We start from the raw sequence: 15,363 nt of genomic DNA, 5'->3' as shown, positions 1-15,363 counted from the left end.
AAATTTATTGACTTAGGTCACGAGATACTTTAACCCTTTAAAGATACAAGACAGACAGATAATAATTACAGAGTACACAACATCCATGAATCGCATCAGCACCACCATTACCACAACCATCACCATTACCACAGGTAACGGTGCGGGCTGACGCGTACAGGAAACACAGAAAAAAGCCCGCACCTGAACAGTGCGGGCTTTTTTTTCGACCAAAGGTAACGAGGTAACAACCATGCGAGTGTTGAAGTTCGGCGGTACATCAGTGGCAAATGCAGAGCGCTTTCTGCGTGTTGCCGATATTCTGGAAAGCAATGCCAGGCAGGGGCAGGTAGCGACTGTTCTCTCTGCCCCCGCCAAAATTACTAACCATCTGGTGGCGATGATTGAAAAGACCATCAGCGGTCAGGATGCTTTACCGAATATCAGCGATGCCGAACGTATTTTTTCCGAACTTCTTACGGGTCTTGCAGCCGCTCAGCCGGGGTTCCCGCTGGCGCAGTTGAAAGTTTTCGTTGAGCAAGAATTTGCGCAAATCAAACATATCCTGCACGGAATCAGCCTGCTGGGCCAGTGCCCGGATAGCATCAATGCTGCGCTGATCTGCCGTGGCGAGAAGATGTCGATCGCGATCATGGCTGGCCTGCTGGAAGCGCGCGGTCATGGCGTGACGGTTATCGATCCGGTCGAAAAATTGTTGGCGGTCGGGCATTACCTCGAATCGACCGTTGATATCGCCGAATCTACGCGCCGTATCGCGGCGGGCCGCATTCCGGCTGACCACATGGTGCTGATGGCAGGTTTCACCGCCGGTAACGAAAAAGGCGAGTTGGTCGTGCTGGGCCGCAACGGTTCTGATTACTCCGCTGCGGTATTGGCTGCCTGCTTACGCGCCGACTGTTGTGAGATCTGGACTGACGTCGACGGCGTGTATACCTGCGACCCGCGCCAGGTGCCGGACGCCAGGTTGCTGAAGTCGATGTCCTATCAGGAGGCGATGGAGCTTTCTTACTTCGGCGCCAAAGTCCTTCATCCTCGCACCATCACCCCCATTGCCCAGTTCCAAATCCCATGCCTGATTAAAAACACCGGAAACCCGCAAGCCCCTGGTACGCTGATCGGCGCTAGCGTCGATGAAGACGAACTGCCGGTGAAAGGGATCTCGAACCTGAACAATATGGCGATGTTCAGCGTTTCCGGCCCAGGAATGAAAGGGATGATCGGGATGGCGGCGCGCGTCTTCGCGGCAATGTCCCGCGCGGGGATCTCCGTGGTGCTGATCACGCAATCCTCTTCTGAATACAGCATCAGTTTCTGCGTACCGCAGGGCGACTGCGCGCGGGCCCAGCGTGCAATGCAGGATGAGTTCTACCTGGAACTGAAAGAAGGGTTGCTGGAGCCGCTGGCGGTGACTGAACGTCTGGCGATCATCTCGGTGGTTGGCGACGGTATGCGCACGCTGCGCGGCATCTCGGCGAAGTTCTTTGCGGCGCTGGCGCGCGCGAATATCAATATTGTCGCGATTGCGCAGGGCTCGTCCGAACGATCGATTTCGGTGGTCGTGAATAACGATGACGTCACAACGGGCGTACGTGTTACCCACCAGATGCTGTTCAACACCGATCAGGTGATTGAAGTGTTCGTTATCGGCGTTGGCGGCGTTGGCGGAGCGTTACTTGAGCAGCTGAAACGCCAGCAGTCCTGGCTGAAAAACAAGCATATCGACCTGCGCGTCTGCGGCGTGGCGAATTCGAAAGCGCTGTTGACCAATGTGCATGGCCTGAACCTGGATAACTGGCAGGCGGAACTGGCGGAAGCGAAAGAACCGTTTAATTTAGGGCGCTTAATTCGCCTGGTGAAAGAGTATCACCTGCTTAACCCGGTTATTGTTGACTGTACCTCCAGCCAGGCGATGGCGGATCAATACGCCGACTTCCTGCGTGAAGGCTTCCATGTGGTAACGCCGAACAAAAAAGCCAACACGTCGTCGATGGATTACTACCATCAACTGCGTTTTGCCGCGGCGAAATCCCGACGTAAGTTCCTGTACGACACCAACGTAGGTGCGGGATTACCGGTTATCGAGAACCTGCAAAACCTGCTGAACGCGGGTGACGAACTGCAACACTTCTCCGGTATCCTGTCTGGATCGCTCTCTTTTATTTTCGGCAAGCTGGATGAAGGCATGAGCCTTTCGGCCGCGACCACGATGGCGCGCGAGTTGGGCTATACCGAACCCGATCCGCGTGACGATCTTTCCGGGATGGATGTGGCGCGCAAATTGCTGATCCTCGCTCGTGAAACGGGACGTGAGCTGGAACTGTCCGATATCGTGATTGAGCCGGTGCTGCCGGAAGGTTTCGACGATTCCGGCGATGTCGCCACGTTTATGACCAATCTGTCGCAGCTTGACGACGCGTTTGCCGCCCGCGTGGCGAAAGCCCGTGATGAAGGCAAAGTATTGCGCTATGTTGGCAACATTGAAGACGACGGCGTGTGTCGCGTGAAGATCGCCGAGGTTGACGGCAACGATCCGCTGTTTAAAGTGAAAAACGGGGAGAACGCGCTGGCGTTTTACAGTCACTATTATCAACCGCTGCCGCTGGTTCTGCGCGGTTACGGTGCGGGGAACGATGTGACGGCGGCGGGTGTTTTTGCCGATCTGCTGCGTACCCTTTCATGGAAGTTAGGAGTCTAAAATGGTGAAAGTCTATGCTCCGGCTTCCAGTGCCAATATGAGCGTCGGATTTGATGTGCTTGGGGCGGCCGTCACGCCGGTTGATGGCTCACTGCTGGGCGATGTGGTCTCGGTGGATGCGGCAGAAAGCTTCACGCTGAATAATTTAGGGCGTTTTGCCGACAAGCTGCCGTCAGCGCCGCGTGAAAATATCGTTTATCAGTGCTGGGAGCGTTTTTGCCAGGAGTTAGGTAAACAGATTCCGGTGGCGATGACGCTGGAAAAGAACATGCCGATTGGTTCCGGGTTAGGGTCCAGCGCCTGTTCCGTGGTCGCCGCGCTGGTGGCGATGAATGAGTTCTGTGGCAAACCGCTGAACGACACGCGTCTGCTGGCGATCATGGGGGAACTGGAAGGGCGTATCTCTGGCAGCATTCATTACGATAACGTCGCGCCGTGCTTTCTCGGCGGCATGCAGTTGATGATCGAAGAAAACGGCATTATCAGCCAGCAGGTGCCAGGATTTGATGAGTGGCTGTGGGTACTGGCCTATCCGGGGATTAACGTTTCGACGGCTGAAGCGCGGGCGATTTTACCCGCGCAGTATCGCCGTCAGGACTGTATCGCCCACGGGCGGCATCTGGCCGGGTTTATCCATGCCTGCTATTCCCGTCAGCCGCAGCTTGCTGCGAAGCTGATGAAGGATGTGATTGCCGAACCGTACCGCGCTCGTCTGCTGCCGGGCTTCAGCCAGGCGCGTCAGGCGGTGGCGGAAATTGGCGCGCTGGCCAGCGGTATTTCCGGGTCCGGGCCGACGCTTTTCGCGCTCTGTGATAAGCCGGATACGGCGCAGCGTGTAGCAGACTGGCTGGGTAAAAATTACCTGCAAAATCAGGAAGGCTTTGTTCATATTTGTCAGCTGGATACGGCGGGCGCACGAGTACTGGGATAAACAATGAAACTCTACAATCTGAAAGATCATAATGAGCAGGTCAGCTTTGCGCAGGCCGTTACGCAGGGGCTTGGCAAGAATCAGGGGCTCTTTTTCCCGCACGACCTGCCGGAATTTAGCCTGACTGAAGTTGATGAGATGCTGAATCAGGACTTTGTGAGTCGTAGCGCAAAGATCCTTTCCGCGTTTATCGGGGATGAGATCCCGCAGGAAATCTTAGAAGAGCGCGTCCGCGAGGCATTCGCTTTTCCGGCGCCGGTGCGTCAGGTGGAAGGCGATGTCGGGTGCCTGGAGTTGTTCCACGGCCCGACGCTGGCCTTTAAGGATTTTGGCGGTCGCTTTATGGCGCAAATGCTGACGCACATCAGCGGCGACAAACCGGTGACTATCCTGACGGCGACCTCTGGCGATACCGGCGCGGCAGTTGCTCACGCATTCTACGGTCTGAAAAATGTACGCGTCGTGATCCTCTACCCACGCGGCAAGATCAGCCCGTTGCAGGAAAAACTGTTCTGTACGCTGGGCGGCAACATCGAAACGGTTGCGATTGATGGTGATTTCGATGCCTGCCAGGCGCTGGTAAAACAGGCGTTTGATGATGAAGAACTGAAGGCGGCGCTGGGGCTGAATTCGGCGAACTCTATCAACATCAGCCGTCTGCTGGCGCAGATTTGCTATTACTTTGAAGCGGTCGCTCAACTGCCGCAGGACGCGCGTAATCAGTTAGTGATTTCCGTGCCCAGCGGTAACTTTGGCGATCTGACGGCGGGGCTGCTGGCGAAGTCGCTCGGCCTGCCGGTGAAACGCTTTATCGCCGCCACTAACGTCAACGATACGGTGCCGCGCTTCCTGAAAGAGGGGCAGTGGTCGCCGAAAGCGACGCAGGCTACCTTGTCGAACGCGATGGATGTCAGCCAGCCCAATAACTGGCCGCGTGTGGAAGAGCTGTTCCGCCGTAAAATCTGGCGTCTGACGGAGCTGGGCTACGCTGCGGTTGACGATGAGACGACGCAGGAGACCATGCGCGAATTGAAAGCGGCAGGTTATACCTCTGAACCGCACGCTGCCGTGGCGTACCGCGCGCTACGCGATCAGCTGCATCCGGGGGAGTACGGCTTGTTCCTCGGGACCGCGCATCCGGCGAAATTCAAAGAGAGTGTGGAGGCGATTCTTGGTGAAACATTGGATCTGCCAAAAGAGCTGGCGGATCGTGCCGACCTGCCGCTGCTCTCGCATAATCTGCCTGCGGATTTTGCCGAATTGCGTAAGCTGATGATGACACGCGGCTAACAGTTGTGCCCGGTGGCGCTTCGGGGCTATTGTAGCTATTGTAGGCCGGATAAGGCGTTAGCCGCCATCCGGCTTTTTTATGGAGAAAATAAGGAGAAATTTAGCAGGTAAAAAGGAGTAATTCTCAATAAATGCGGTAACTTAGAGATTAGGATTGCAGAGAATAACAACCCGCGTTCTCATCAAGTAATCTCCTTTCATCGACCCAAATCGGGCAATGGTAAAAAGGAGTACCTCATGAACAAGTTGAAACCCGTGCTTCTTGCACTTTCCATGATGCTGGTGGCTCCCCTCGCAGCACAGGCTGCCGAAATTACTCTCGTACCGGCAGTTAAACTTCAGATTGGCGATCGCGATAACCACGGTAATTACTGGGATGGCGGTCACTGGCGCGACCACGGCTGGTGGCAGAAGCATTATGAGTGGCGAGAAAACCGCTGGCAGCCGCATGGACCACGTCCGCAACCGCATCATAATAAGCATGACGAGCATCGTCATGATGATCGCCGCGACGACCACCGTCATTAAGTACACAGGCCTGATAAGCATAGCGCTATCAGGAAGTTATGCGGTTTTAGCGCCGGATAGCGACAAAAGGCGTCTTATCCGGCCTGCGCTTCAGGACATCAGTTTTGCTCGTGGCGTTTAAACACCAGTTCGCCTTTTCCTGACGCTTGCTCATCATAGAAATAGCCTTCGCTGTTAAATGCGGTGAGCTGTTCCGGCTTCGTCAGCCGGTTTTCAATGATGTAACGGCTCATCAGGCCGCGCGCTTTTTTGGCGTAGAAGCTGATAACTTTGAATTTGCCGTTTTTCTCGTCAAGGAACACGGGCTTGATAACCTCCGCATTCAGCTGCTTCGGCTTCACGGATTTATAATATTCATCCGAGGCCAGGTTGATGACGATTTTATCGCCTTGCGCAGCCAGCGCTTCGTTCAGCTTATCGGTAATCACATCGCCCCAGAACTGATAAAGGTCTTTCCCTTTGGCGTTCTCAAGGCGAATGCCCATCTCCAGACGGTAAGGCTGCATCAGATCCAGCGGACGCAGGACGCCGTACAACCCGGAAAGCATACGCAAATGCTGCTGCGCGAAATCAAAATCGGCTTCGCTGAACGTTTCCGCCTGTAGTCCGGTATAGACGTCGCCTTTAAACGCCAGAATCGCCTGGCGGGCGTTTTCAGGGGAGAAGTCAGGCTGCCAGTCATGAAAACGGGTGGCATTCAGATCGGCCAGTTTGTCGCTAATGCCCATTAGCTTGCCAATCTGCGGCGCCGAGAGCTTGCGCGCCTCGCGGATCAACTGCTGGGAGTAATCCAGCAGTTCAGGCCGCGTATAGCGCGTCGTGGCCAGCGGGCTTTGGTAATCGAGCGTTTTTGCAGGTGAAATCAGAATCAGCATATCCAGTCCTTGCAGGAGATTTACTGCGACTTTAGCAAAAAAACCGACCGATTTGATCGATGGTTGTGATTGCCACGCTAGTGACGCGGCAACTCATCCCATGTATCCGGCGCCAGTTGCTGCTCAATTTCAGGGTAGCGGAACGGGTCGAACACGGGTTGTACGCCGAGCTTACGCTGTCGCAGATAGTCGCTGGCGATCGTATGCACCACCGGCGAGAGCAGCAGAATCGCCGTCAGGTTGGTGATGGCCATACAGGCCATAATAATGTCGGCCAACTGCCAGACGAGCGGAAAGCTGAGTAACGTGCCCGCCACGACCATCCCGACGGTGACAATACGCAGCGCCCAGCGCATTCGCAGACTGTCCAGACGCAGAAAAATCAGGTTATTTTCGGCGTAAACGTAGTTGGCGACAATCGAGCTGAAGGCGAACAACACCACAATAAACGCGACAAGGCTTGCGCCCCATTCGCCGGTCAGTGAAATCATTGCCTGTTGCACCAGCTGGATGCCTTCCGTTGGCATATGCGAGGCGCCATTGCCTGCCAGCAGAATAATCATCGCGCTGGCGGTGCAGATAATAATGGTATCGGTAAAGACGCCGATCATCTGCACAATTCCCTGCGCGGCAGGGTGCGGCGGCCAGGATGAAGCGGCGGCCGCAATGTTAGGCGCAGAACCCATTCCCGCTTCGTTGGAGAACATGCCGCGCTGGAAACCGCTGGTAATCGCCTGGCTGAGCGTATACCCGGCCGCCCCGGCAGTGGCTTCCTGCCAGCCGAATGCGCTTTTCACAATCGACGCGATAATGTCGGGCAACTGTTCAATGTGCCAGAGGCAAATCACTAAACCGGTGAGCGTCCACAGAAGGGCCATTGCAGGGACGAACCATTGCATGAGTTTTGCGACATCTTTAATGCCGCGAACGATGACAAAAAAGGCCGCCAGCGCCAGCACGATACCGGAGATAATGGGCGGTATGTCAAAGGCAAAAGCGAGAGCACGCGAGACGGAGTTCGCCTGTACGCTATTAAAAATCAGACCATACGCAATGAGTAAGAAAATCGCGAAGAGAACGCCCATCCAGCGCATACCCAGGCCACGCGCCATATACCATGCCGGGCCGCCGCGATACTGTCCTGTGCTGTCGCGCTCTTTGTAGAGCTGGGCCAGAGAGCATTCGGCAAACGAGGTCGCCATGCCGATAAGCGCAGATACCCACATCCAGAATACGGCGCCGGGCCCGCCTGCGGCGATAGCCAACGCAACGCCTGCCAGGTTGCCGCTGCCAATACGTGCGGCAAGGCTGGTACACAGCGCCTGAAATGATGTAAGCCCGCCCGGCTGGGGATGTATGCTGTTTTTAAGACTTTTGCCAAACTGGCGGATATAGCGAAACTGAACGAATCCGGTACGGTAAGTAAACCAAAACCCTGCGCCAAGCAGGAGGTAGATCATTACCGATCCCCAGAGTATTTCATTAATAAAGGCGAAGAAATCAGGCATTAACATCCCTCTTGTTGATGCCGGTACGCTTTTGGGTTCCAGTGTAAGCGTTACCAATTCACGAACAGTATAGACCCTGTCAGGCTATTGAATGGGGGGAGTCTACCATACTATATGGCAATATCCTTTAATTGCGCGCAGCCCTGTCGAGGGGCCGAAAAGAGGCAAACAAAGAGGGGAGTGGGATAACCGCATTGTCTGCGGTTGCGCTGTGAGTGCGTCGTGTTATCATCAAGGCAGACCGGTTACATCCCCCTAACAAGCTGTTTAAAGAGAAACACTATCATGACGGACAAATTGACCTCCCTTCGTCAGTTCACCACCGTGGTGGCCGACACCGGAGACATCGCGGCAATGAAGCTGTACCAGCCGCAGGATGCCACAACCAACCCTTCTCTCATTCTTAACGCAGCACAGATCCCGGAATACCGTAAGCTGATTGACGATGCCGTTGCCTGGGCGAAACAGCAGAGCAGCGATCGCGCGCAGCAGATTGTTGACGCGGCCGACAAGCTGGCGGTGAACATTGGTCTGGAGATCCTGAAACTGGTTCCGGGCCGTATCTCCACCGAAGTTGACGCTCGTCTGTCCTACGATACCGACGCGTCTATCGCCAAAGCAAAACGCATCATCAAGCTCTACAACGACGCGGGCATCAGCAACGATCGCATCCTGATCAAACTGGCGTCTACCTGGCAGGGGATTCGTGCTGCTGAACAGCTGGAAAAGGAAGGTATCAACTGTAACCTGACTCTGCTGTTCTCCTTCGCGCAGGCGCGTGCTTGTGCGGAAGCGGGCGTATACCTGATCTCTCCGTTCGTGGGCCGTATTCTTGACTGGTACAAAGCCAATACCGACAAGAAAGAGTACGCTCCGACAGAAGATCCGGGCGTGGTTTCCGTTACGGAAATCTACGAATACTACAAACAGCACGGTTATGAGACAGTGGTGATGGGCGCGAGCTTCCGCAACGTCGGCGAAATTCTGGAGCTGGCGGGTTGCGATCGTCTGACCATCGCTCCGGCGCTGCTGAAAGAGCTGGCGGAAAGCGAAGGCGCTATCGAACGTAAACTGTCCTTCTCTGGCGAAGTGAAAGCGCGTCCAGAACGCATCACCGAGTCTGAGTTCCTGTGGCAGCACAACCAGGACCCGATGGCGGTAGACAAGCTGGCGGACGGTATCCGTAAGTTTGCTATTGACCAGGAAAAACTGGAAAAAATGATCGGCGATCTGCTGTAATCATTCGGCGTGACCAGACAGGTTTCTGGTCACGCTACTTCTTCTGAAACCTGTCTGTCCTTTCCTTTGCAGTGTATCATTCTGTTTAACGAGACTGTTTAGACGGAATAATCATGAACACCTTACGTATTGGTTTAGTTTCCATTTCTGACCGCGCGTCCAGCGGCGTATACCAGGATAAAGGCATTCCTGCTCTTGAAGAGTGGCTGGCCTCCGCGCTGACTACCCCTTTTGACGTGCAAACCCGACTGATCCCGGATGAGCAGGCGATCATTGAGCAAACGCTGTGTGAGCTGGTGGATGAAATGAGCTGTCACCTGGTACTGACGACGGGCGGTACGGGGCCAGCGCGTCGTGATGTCACGCCTGACGCGACTCTGGCCGTCGCCGACAGAGAAATGCCCGGCTTTGGCGAGCAGATGCGCCAGATCAGCCTGCACTTTGTTCCTACGGCGATCCTTTCCCGCCAGGTTGGTGTGATCCGTAAGCAGGCGCTGATCCTGAACTTACCGGGGCAGCCAAAATCCATCAAAGAGACCCTGGAAGGGGTGAAAGATGCCGAGGGTAAGGTTGTCGTGCCGGGAATTTTCGCAAGCGTACCGTATTGTGTACAGTTGCTTGAAGGGCCTTATGTGGAAACCACAGCGGAAGTGGTAGCATCTTTCCGCCCGAAAAATGCCAGACGCGACATAAACGCCTGAAGTTGGCCTTTCTGTGACATAAATTACGCAGGTGGTGGAGTATTGAATTGTTTACGATATAGTAATTTTTGATTTACACATATCGATAAGCGCCCTCAATAACTCCACTGACTCATGGTTTGCTATGTCACAACACACACGACCTCTGAATCGCCAGGATTATAAGACTCTTTCACTTGCCGCTCTCGGCGGCGCGCTCGAGTTTTACGACTTCATCATCTTTGTTTTCTTCGCAGCGGTTGTGGGCGAACTATTTTTCCCCGCCGATATTCCTGAGTGGCTTCGTCAGGTTCAGACGTTTGGGATCTTCGCCGCCGGTTATCTGGCGCGCCCGCTGGGCGGCATTATCATGGCGCACTTTGGCGATCTGGTAGGGCGCAAGAAGATGTTCACCCTGAGTATTCTATTGATGGCTGTTCCAACGCTGGCGATTGGCTTGCTGCCGACTTACGCCTCAATGGGCATCCTTGCGCCGTTGTTATTGCTGCTGATGCGTATTTTGCAAGGCGCAGCGATTGGCGGCGAAGTGCCGGGAGCGTGGGTGTTTGTGGCTGAACATGTGCCGGAGCGCCGTATCGGCATCGCTTGCGGCACGCTGACTGCGGGACTGACGGTCGGTATCCTGCTTGGCTCTGTCGTGGCGACGCTGGTGAATACCAGTATGACCCAGCAGGCGGTGCATGATTATGGCTGGCGTATTCCCTTCCTGCTCGGCGGCGTATTTGGTCTGATTGCGATGTATTTACGTCGTTGGTTGCAGGAAACGCCCATCTTCCTTGAAATGCAGCAGCGCAAAACGCTCGCGCAGGAATTGCCCGTCAAAGCGGTAGTGGTGAAACATAAAAAAGCGGTGGCGATTTCGATGCTGCTGACCTGGTTGTTATCGGCCGGCATTGTCGTCGTGATTTTGATGTCGCCGGTCTGGTTGCAAAAGCAGTACGGGTTTGCGCCCGCGTTAACTTTACAGGCAAATAGCGTGGCGACCATTATGCTGTGCGTGGGATGCCTGCTGGCAGGGTTCATTGTCGATCGGGTTGGCGCCAGCAAAACCTTTATTGTAGGCAGTTTTCTGCTGGCCTGCTCAAGCTGGATCTTCTATCACCTGTCTGGTGCGCATCCCGAGCAGTTGTTTTTATTATACGGACTGGTGGGGCTGTGTGTTGGTGTTGTTGGCGCGGTGCCGTACGTAATGGTGCGAGCCTTCCCGGCGGAAGTGCGTTTCACCGGCATCTCTTTTTCTTACAACGTCTCGTATGCCATTTTTGGCGGCCTGACGCCAATTGCGGTCACCATGTTGATGGGCGTGTCGCCAATGGCGCCGGCCTGGTATGTGCTGGCGTTGTCACTGGTGGGGCTGGGGTTGGGCGTCTGGTTGCGACAGGATATTTATTATCGCGATGCGGATGTGCAGGCAGAATTACAACAGCTGTAAAAATTATCCCCCCGGTCGGGGGGATAACGGAAGATTAGTGCGCTTCACCGATTGGCAGGATGGTGCGGCCAAACTGTTCGTTCAGCACTTCGCCCATCGCCAGGTAAATGGCGCTGGCGCCACACACTAAGCCAATCCAACCCGCAACGTGGATCACCGCTTCATTACCCGCGATGTTGCCGAAGGCCAGCAGGGCGAACAGTACGGTCAGGCTCAGGAAGACAAACTGTAGCGCGCGAGCGGCTTTCAGCGTGCCAAAGAACATGAACAGTGTGAACACGCCCCACAGCCCCAGGTAGGCGCCCAGGAACTGCGCGTTCGGCGCTTCTGTCAGACCCATTTTCGGCATTAACAGGATCGCGACCAGCGTCAGCCAGAAAGAACCGTAAGAGGTAAATGCGGTTAAGCCGAAGGTGTTGCCTTTTTTATATTCCAGCAGGCCAGCAAAAATTTGCGCGATACCGCCGTAGAAAATGCCCATCGCCAGAATAATGCCGTCTAAAGCGAAGAAACCCGCGTTGTGCAGGTTAAGCAGAATGGTGGTCATGCCGAAGCCCATCAGGCCCAGCGGAGCCGGGTTAGCCAACTTAGTGTTGCCCATAATTCCTCAAAATCATCATTAATCGAATGGTGAAATAGTTTCCCCGAACAACCGATACCGTATTCGGGGCGCGGCATGATAATCAGGGGAATAGAGGCTGTCTATGATCTAATAGGGGGAAAATGAAATATTTCCCCTTGTGATGACGATCACGGAAGAAAAAGGCTTAACCGTCGCGCCAGCAGAGGTGTTTTCCATATGCCCGGTGAAGATAATTATCGTTTTTCGCAAAAAAAATTTTTCATGTCCCCCTTGATGACGTGGGTTACGACCCCATCTTGTAGTCAACCGCAGTGAGTGAGTCTGAAAAAAAACGATTCAGGGTAGTTGAAACCGCACGTTTCGCCCTTATTACAGATTCACAACCACATGATGACCGAATTTTTAGTGGAGACGTTTAGATGGGTAAAATTATTGGTATCGACCTGGGTACTACCAACTCTTGTGTAGCGATTATGGATGGCACAACTGCACGTGTGCTGGAGAACGCCGAGGGCGATCGCACCACGCCTTCTATCATTGCTTATACCCAGGATGGTGAAACTCTGGTTGGTCAGCCGGCTAAACGTCAGGCAGTGACAAACCCGCAAAACACCCTGTTTGCGATTAAACGCCTGATTGGCCGCCGCTTCCAGGACGAAGAAGTTCAGCGTGACGTTTCCATCATGCCGTACAAAATCATCGGCGCCGATAACGGCGACGCATGGCTTGATGTGAAAGGTCAGAAAATGGCACCGCCGCAGATCTCTGCTGAAGTGCTGAAAAAAATGAAGAAAACCGCAGAAGATTACCTGGGCGAACCGGTAACTGAAGCTGTTATCACCGTACCTGCTTACTTTAACGATGCTCAGCGTCAGGCAACGAAAGATGCCGGTCGTATCGCAGGTCTGGAAGTAAAACGTATCATCAACGAACCGACCGCCGCTGCGCTGGCTTATGGTCTGGATAAAGAAGTCGGCAACCGTACTATCGCGGTTTACGACCTCGGTGGTGGTACTTTCGATATCTCTATTATCGAAATCGACGAAGTTGACGGCGAAAAAACCTTCGAAGTTCTGGCAACCAACGGTGATACCCACCTGGGTGGTGAAGACTTCGACAGCCGTATGATCAACTACCTGGTTGAAGAATTTAAGAAAGATCAGGGCATTGACCTGCGTAACGACCCGCTGGCGATGCAGCGTCTGAAAGAAGCAGCAGAGAAAGCGAAAATTGAGCTTTCTTCCGCACAGCAGACCGACGTGAACCTGCCGTACATCACCGCAGATGCCACCGGTCCGAAACACATGAACATCAAAGTGACTCGCGCGAAACTGGAAAGCCTGGTCGAAGACCTGGTGAACCGTTCCATCGAGCCGCTGAAAGTCGCGTTGCAGGATGCTGGCCTGTCCGTATCTGATATCAACGACGTTATCCTCGTTGGTGGTCAGACGCGTATGCCGATGGTGCAGAAAAAAGTGGCGGAGTTCTTTGGTAAAGAACCGCGTAAAGACGTTAACCCGGACGAAGCTGTTGCTATCGGCGCAGCGGTGCAGGGCGGCGTACTGACCGGTGATGTGAAAGACGTTCTGCTGCTGGACGTTACCCCGCTGTCTCTGGGTATCGAAACCATGGGCGGCGTAATGACGGCGCTGATCAGCAAAAACACCACTATCCCGACCAAGCACAGCCAGGTGTTCTCTACCGCTGAAGACAACCAGTCAGCGGTAACCATCCATGTGTTGCAGGGTGAGCGTAAACGCGCGTCTGATAACAAATCTCTGGGTCAGTTCAACCTGGATGGCATCAACCCGGCGCCGCGCGGTATGCCGCAGATCGAAGTCACCTTTGATATCGATGCTGACGGTATCCTGCACGTTTCCGCGAAAGACAAAAACAGCGGTAAAGAGCAGAAGATCACCATCAAGGCTTCTTCTGGTCTGAACGAGGACGAAATTCAGAAAATGGTTCGCGATGCTGAAGCGAACGCAGAATCTGACCGTAAGTTCGAAGAGCTGGTTCAGACGCGTAACCAGGGCGACCATCTGCTGCACAGCACGCGTAAGCAGGTTGAAGAAGCGGGCGATCAGCTGCCAGCAGACGACAAAACGGCTATCGAGTCTGCACTGAGCGCGCTGGAAACGGCGCTGAAAGGCGAAGACAAAGCGGCTATCGAAGCGAAAATGCAGGAACTGGCGCAGACTTCCCAGAAACTGATGGAAATCGCTCAGCAGCAGCATGCACAGCAGCAGGCTGGCGGCGCTGACGCTTCTGCAAACAACGCGAAAGATGACGATGTTGTCGACGCTGAGTTTGAAGAAGTGAAAGACAAAAAATAATCGCCCTTTGAACGGGTAAAATACTGGCACGGGCGAAGAGGGTTCCTCTCCGCCCGTGCACGCATGTTAGGGGCAGATAAAAACAAGATGGCTAAGCAAGACTATTACGAGATTTTAGGCGTTTCCAAAACAGCGGAAGAGCGTGAAATCAAAAAGGCGTACAAACGCCTGGCCATGAAATATCACCCGGACCGTAACCAGGGTGATAAAGAGGCCGAGGCCAAGTTCAAAGAGATCAAGGAAGCCTACGAAGTTCTGACCGATGCGCAAAAACGTGCGGCATACGATCAGTACGGGCACGCCGCGTTTGAACAGGGCGGTGGTGGATTTGGCGGCGGCTTCGGCGGCGGTGCTGACTTCAGCGATATCTTTGGTGACGTTTTCGGCGATATCTTTGGCGGCGGACGTGGTCGTCAGCGCGCAGCGCGTGGTGCTGATTTACGTTACAACATGGATCTCACCCTGGAAGAAGCCGTACGTGGCGTGACCAAAGAGATCCGTATTCCGACGCTGGAAGAGTGCGACGTTTGCCACGGCAGCGGTGCGAAAGCAGGTACTCAGCCGCAGACCTGTCCAACCTGTCATGGCTCCGGCCAGGTGCAGATGCGTCAGGGCTTCTTCGCCGTGCAGCAAACCTGCCCGCACTGTCAGGGGCGCGGTACGCTGATTAAAGATCCGTGCAACAAATGCCACGGTCATGGCCGCGTAGAGAAAACCAAAACCCTGTCGGTTAAAATCCCGGCGGGTGTGGACACCGGCGATCGTATTCGTCTCTCCGGCGAAGGTGAAGCGGGCGAGCATGGTGCGCCAGCGGGCGATCTGTACGTTCAGGTGCAGGTGAAGCAGCACCCGATCTTCGAGCGTGAAGGCAACAACCTGTATTGCGAAGTGCCGATTAACTTTGCAATGGCAGCGCTGGGTGGTGAGATTGAAGTCCCGACGCTGGATGGCCGTGTGAAGTTGAAAGTGCCGCACGAAACGCAAACCGGCAAGCTGTTCCGTATGCGCGGAAGAGGCGTGAAATCCGTACGCGGCGGCGCGCAGGGCGATCTGCTGTGCCGTGTTGTGGTCGAAACGCCGGTAGGTCTGAACGAGAAGCAGAAGCAGTTGCTGAAAGATCTGCAAGAAAGCTTCGGTGGCCCGACAGGCGAGAAAAACAGCCCGCGTTCGAAGAGTTTCTTCGACGGCGTGAAGAAGTTCTTTGACGATTTGACGCGTTAATCACCGTTGTTACATTGCATAAAA

The 15,363-nt window shown here is 54.4% G+C and carries 13 protein-coding genes and 1 other annotated feature; of the genes, 10 read left to right on the top strand and 3 right to left on the bottom strand.

The window, feature by feature from the left end; genetic code table 11:
- Positions 1-85 precede the first annotated feature (85 nt).
- From thrL to OGW17_RS01535, 5 genes are all read left to right on the top strand, one after another.
- Positions 86-151, top strand: coding sequence for a thr operon leader peptide (gene thrL / locus OGW17_RS01555; protein WP_060815970.1), 66 nt, complete (start codon positions 86-88; stop codon positions 149-151).
- Positions 87-207: a sequence feature (Thr leader region), on the top strand. Its footprint overlaps the gene before it by 65 nt.
- Before the next feature lie 25 nt (positions 208-232).
- Positions 233-2,695, top strand: a complete 2,463-nt coding sequence (gene thrA, locus OGW17_RS01550) for a bifunctional aspartate kinase/homoserine dehydrogenase I (protein ID WP_071257496.1) — start codon at positions 233-235, stop codon at positions 2,693-2,695.
- A gap of 1 nt (position 2,696) precedes the next feature.
- Positions 2,697-3,626, top strand: coding sequence for a homoserine kinase (thrB, locus tag OGW17_RS01545; RefSeq protein ID WP_012134169.1), 930 nt, complete (start codon positions 2,697-2,699; stop codon positions 3,624-3,626).
- 3 nt (positions 3,627-3,629) lie between these two features.
- On the top strand, positions 3,630-4,916 hold the full coding sequence (thrC, locus tag OGW17_RS01540) for a threonine synthase (protein ID WP_071257499.1): 1,287 nt from the start codon (positions 3,630-3,632) through the stop codon (positions 4,914-4,916).
- A 237-nt stretch (positions 4,917-5,153) separates the two neighbouring features.
- Complete coding sequence (locus OGW17_RS01535; RefSeq protein ID WP_012134167.1) at positions 5,154-5,444, top strand: DUF2502 domain-containing protein; 291 nt, start codon at positions 5,154-5,156, stop codon at positions 5,442-5,444.
- A gap of 98 nt (positions 5,445-5,542) precedes the next feature.
- On the opposite strand, the gene yaaA is transcribed toward OGW17_RS01535, so the two are convergent.
- On the bottom strand, positions 5,543-6,319 hold the full coding sequence (yaaA, locus tag OGW17_RS01530; RefSeq protein WP_047459033.1) for a peroxide stress protein YaaA: 777 nt from the start codon (positions 6,317-6,319) through the stop codon (positions 5,543-5,545).
- 77 nt (positions 6,320-6,396) lie between these two features.
- Positions 6,397-7,827, bottom strand: coding sequence for an alanine/glycine:cation symporter family protein (locus OGW17_RS01525; protein ID WP_024130724.1), 1,431 nt, complete (start codon positions 7,825-7,827; stop codon positions 6,397-6,399).
- 285 nt (positions 7,828-8,112) lie between these two features.
- Here OGW17_RS01525 and tal point away from each other — a divergent pair, with 285 nt between their 5' ends.
- From tal to OGW17_RS01510, 3 genes are all read left to right on the top strand, one after another.
- Positions 8,113-9,066 (top strand): transaldolase, encoded by a 954-nt coding sequence (gene tal, locus OGW17_RS01520; RefSeq protein WP_071257501.1) that lies wholly within the window; start codon positions 8,113-8,115, stop codon positions 9,064-9,066.
- Between the two features lie 113 nt (positions 9,067-9,179).
- The gene (gene mog, locus OGW17_RS01515) at positions 9,180-9,767 is read left to right on the top strand and encodes a molybdopterin adenylyltransferase (protein ID WP_071257504.1); all 588 of its coding nucleotides are present in this window, start codon (positions 9,180-9,182) and stop codon (positions 9,765-9,767) included.
- Between the two features lie 124 nt (positions 9,768-9,891).
- Positions 9,892-11,199, top strand: a complete 1,308-nt coding sequence (locus OGW17_RS01510) for an MFS transporter (RefSeq protein WP_071257506.1) — start codon at positions 9,892-9,894, stop codon at positions 11,197-11,199.
- A gap of 34 nt (positions 11,200-11,233) precedes the next feature.
- Here the strand turns inward: OGW17_RS01510 and satP are convergent, their stop codons facing one another.
- Positions 11,234-11,800: an acetate uptake transporter gene (gene satP / locus OGW17_RS01505; RefSeq protein ID WP_012134160.1), complete on the bottom strand. Its 567-nt coding sequence runs from the start codon at positions 11,798-11,800 to the stop codon at positions 11,234-11,236.
- A 401-nt stretch (positions 11,801-12,201) separates the two neighbouring features.
- Between satP and dnaK the strand changes: the two genes are divergently transcribed.
- Both dnaK and dnaJ read left to right on the top strand, forming a co-directional pair.
- On the top strand, positions 12,202-14,118 hold the full coding sequence (gene dnaK / locus OGW17_RS01500) for a molecular chaperone DnaK (protein ID WP_071257509.1): 1,917 nt from the start codon (positions 12,202-12,204) through the stop codon (positions 14,116-14,118).
- An 87-nt stretch (positions 14,119-14,205) separates the two neighbouring features.
- Positions 14,206-15,339 (top strand): molecular chaperone DnaJ, encoded by a 1,134-nt coding sequence (gene dnaJ, locus OGW17_RS01495; protein ID WP_047463780.1) that lies wholly within the window; start codon positions 14,206-14,208, stop codon positions 15,337-15,339.
- The last annotated feature ends 24 nt before the right edge of the window (positions 15,340-15,363 follow it).

This window comes from Citrobacter sp. CK181, assembly GCF_030333595.1.
GTDB lineage: Bacteria > Pseudomonadota > Gammaproteobacteria > Enterobacterales > Enterobacteriaceae > Citrobacter_B > Citrobacter_B koseri.
This window is presented reverse-complemented; position numbering and strand designations above follow the sequence as displayed.

Excerpts from the sequence above, each read along its gene's own strand:
- tal (WP_071257501.1), top strand. The coding sequence starts at position 8,113 with ATGACGGACAAATTGACCTCCCTTCGTCAGTTCACCACCGTGGTGGCC.
- yaaA (WP_047459033.1), bottom strand. The coding sequence starts at position 6,319 with ATGCTGATTCTGATTTCACCTGCAAAAACGCTCGATTACCAAAGCCCG.
- satP (WP_012134160.1), bottom strand. The coding sequence starts at position 11,800 with ATGGGCAACACTAAGTTGGCTAACCCGGCTCCGCTGGGCCTGATGGGC.
- OGW17_RS01510 (WP_071257506.1), top strand. The coding sequence starts at position 9,892 with ATGTCACAACACACACGACCTCTGAATCGCCAGGATTATAAGACTCTT.
- dnaJ (WP_047463780.1), top strand. The coding sequence starts at position 14,206 with ATGGCTAAGCAAGACTATTACGAGATTTTAGGCGTTTCCAAAACAGCG.
- OGW17_RS01535 (WP_012134167.1), top strand. The coding sequence starts at position 5,154 with ATGAACAAGTTGAAACCCGTGCTTCTTGCACTTTCCATGATGCTGGTG.
- thrB (WP_012134169.1), top strand. The coding sequence starts at position 2,697 with ATGGTGAAAGTCTATGCTCCGGCTTCCAGTGCCAATATGAGCGTCGGA.
- dnaK (WP_071257509.1), top strand. The coding sequence starts at position 12,202 with ATGGGTAAAATTATTGGTATCGACCTGGGTACTACCAACTCTTGTGTA.
- thrC (WP_071257499.1), top strand. The coding sequence starts at position 3,630 with ATGAAACTCTACAATCTGAAAGATCATAATGAGCAGGTCAGCTTTGCG.
- OGW17_RS01525 (WP_024130724.1), bottom strand. The coding sequence starts at position 7,827 with ATGCCTGATTTCTTCGCCTTTATTAATGAAATACTCTGGGGATCGGTA.
- thrA (WP_071257496.1), top strand. The coding sequence starts at position 233 with ATGCGAGTGTTGAAGTTCGGCGGTACATCAGTGGCAAATGCAGAGCGC.
- mog (WP_071257504.1), top strand. The coding sequence starts at position 9,180 with ATGAACACCTTACGTATTGGTTTAGTTTCCATTTCTGACCGCGCGTCC.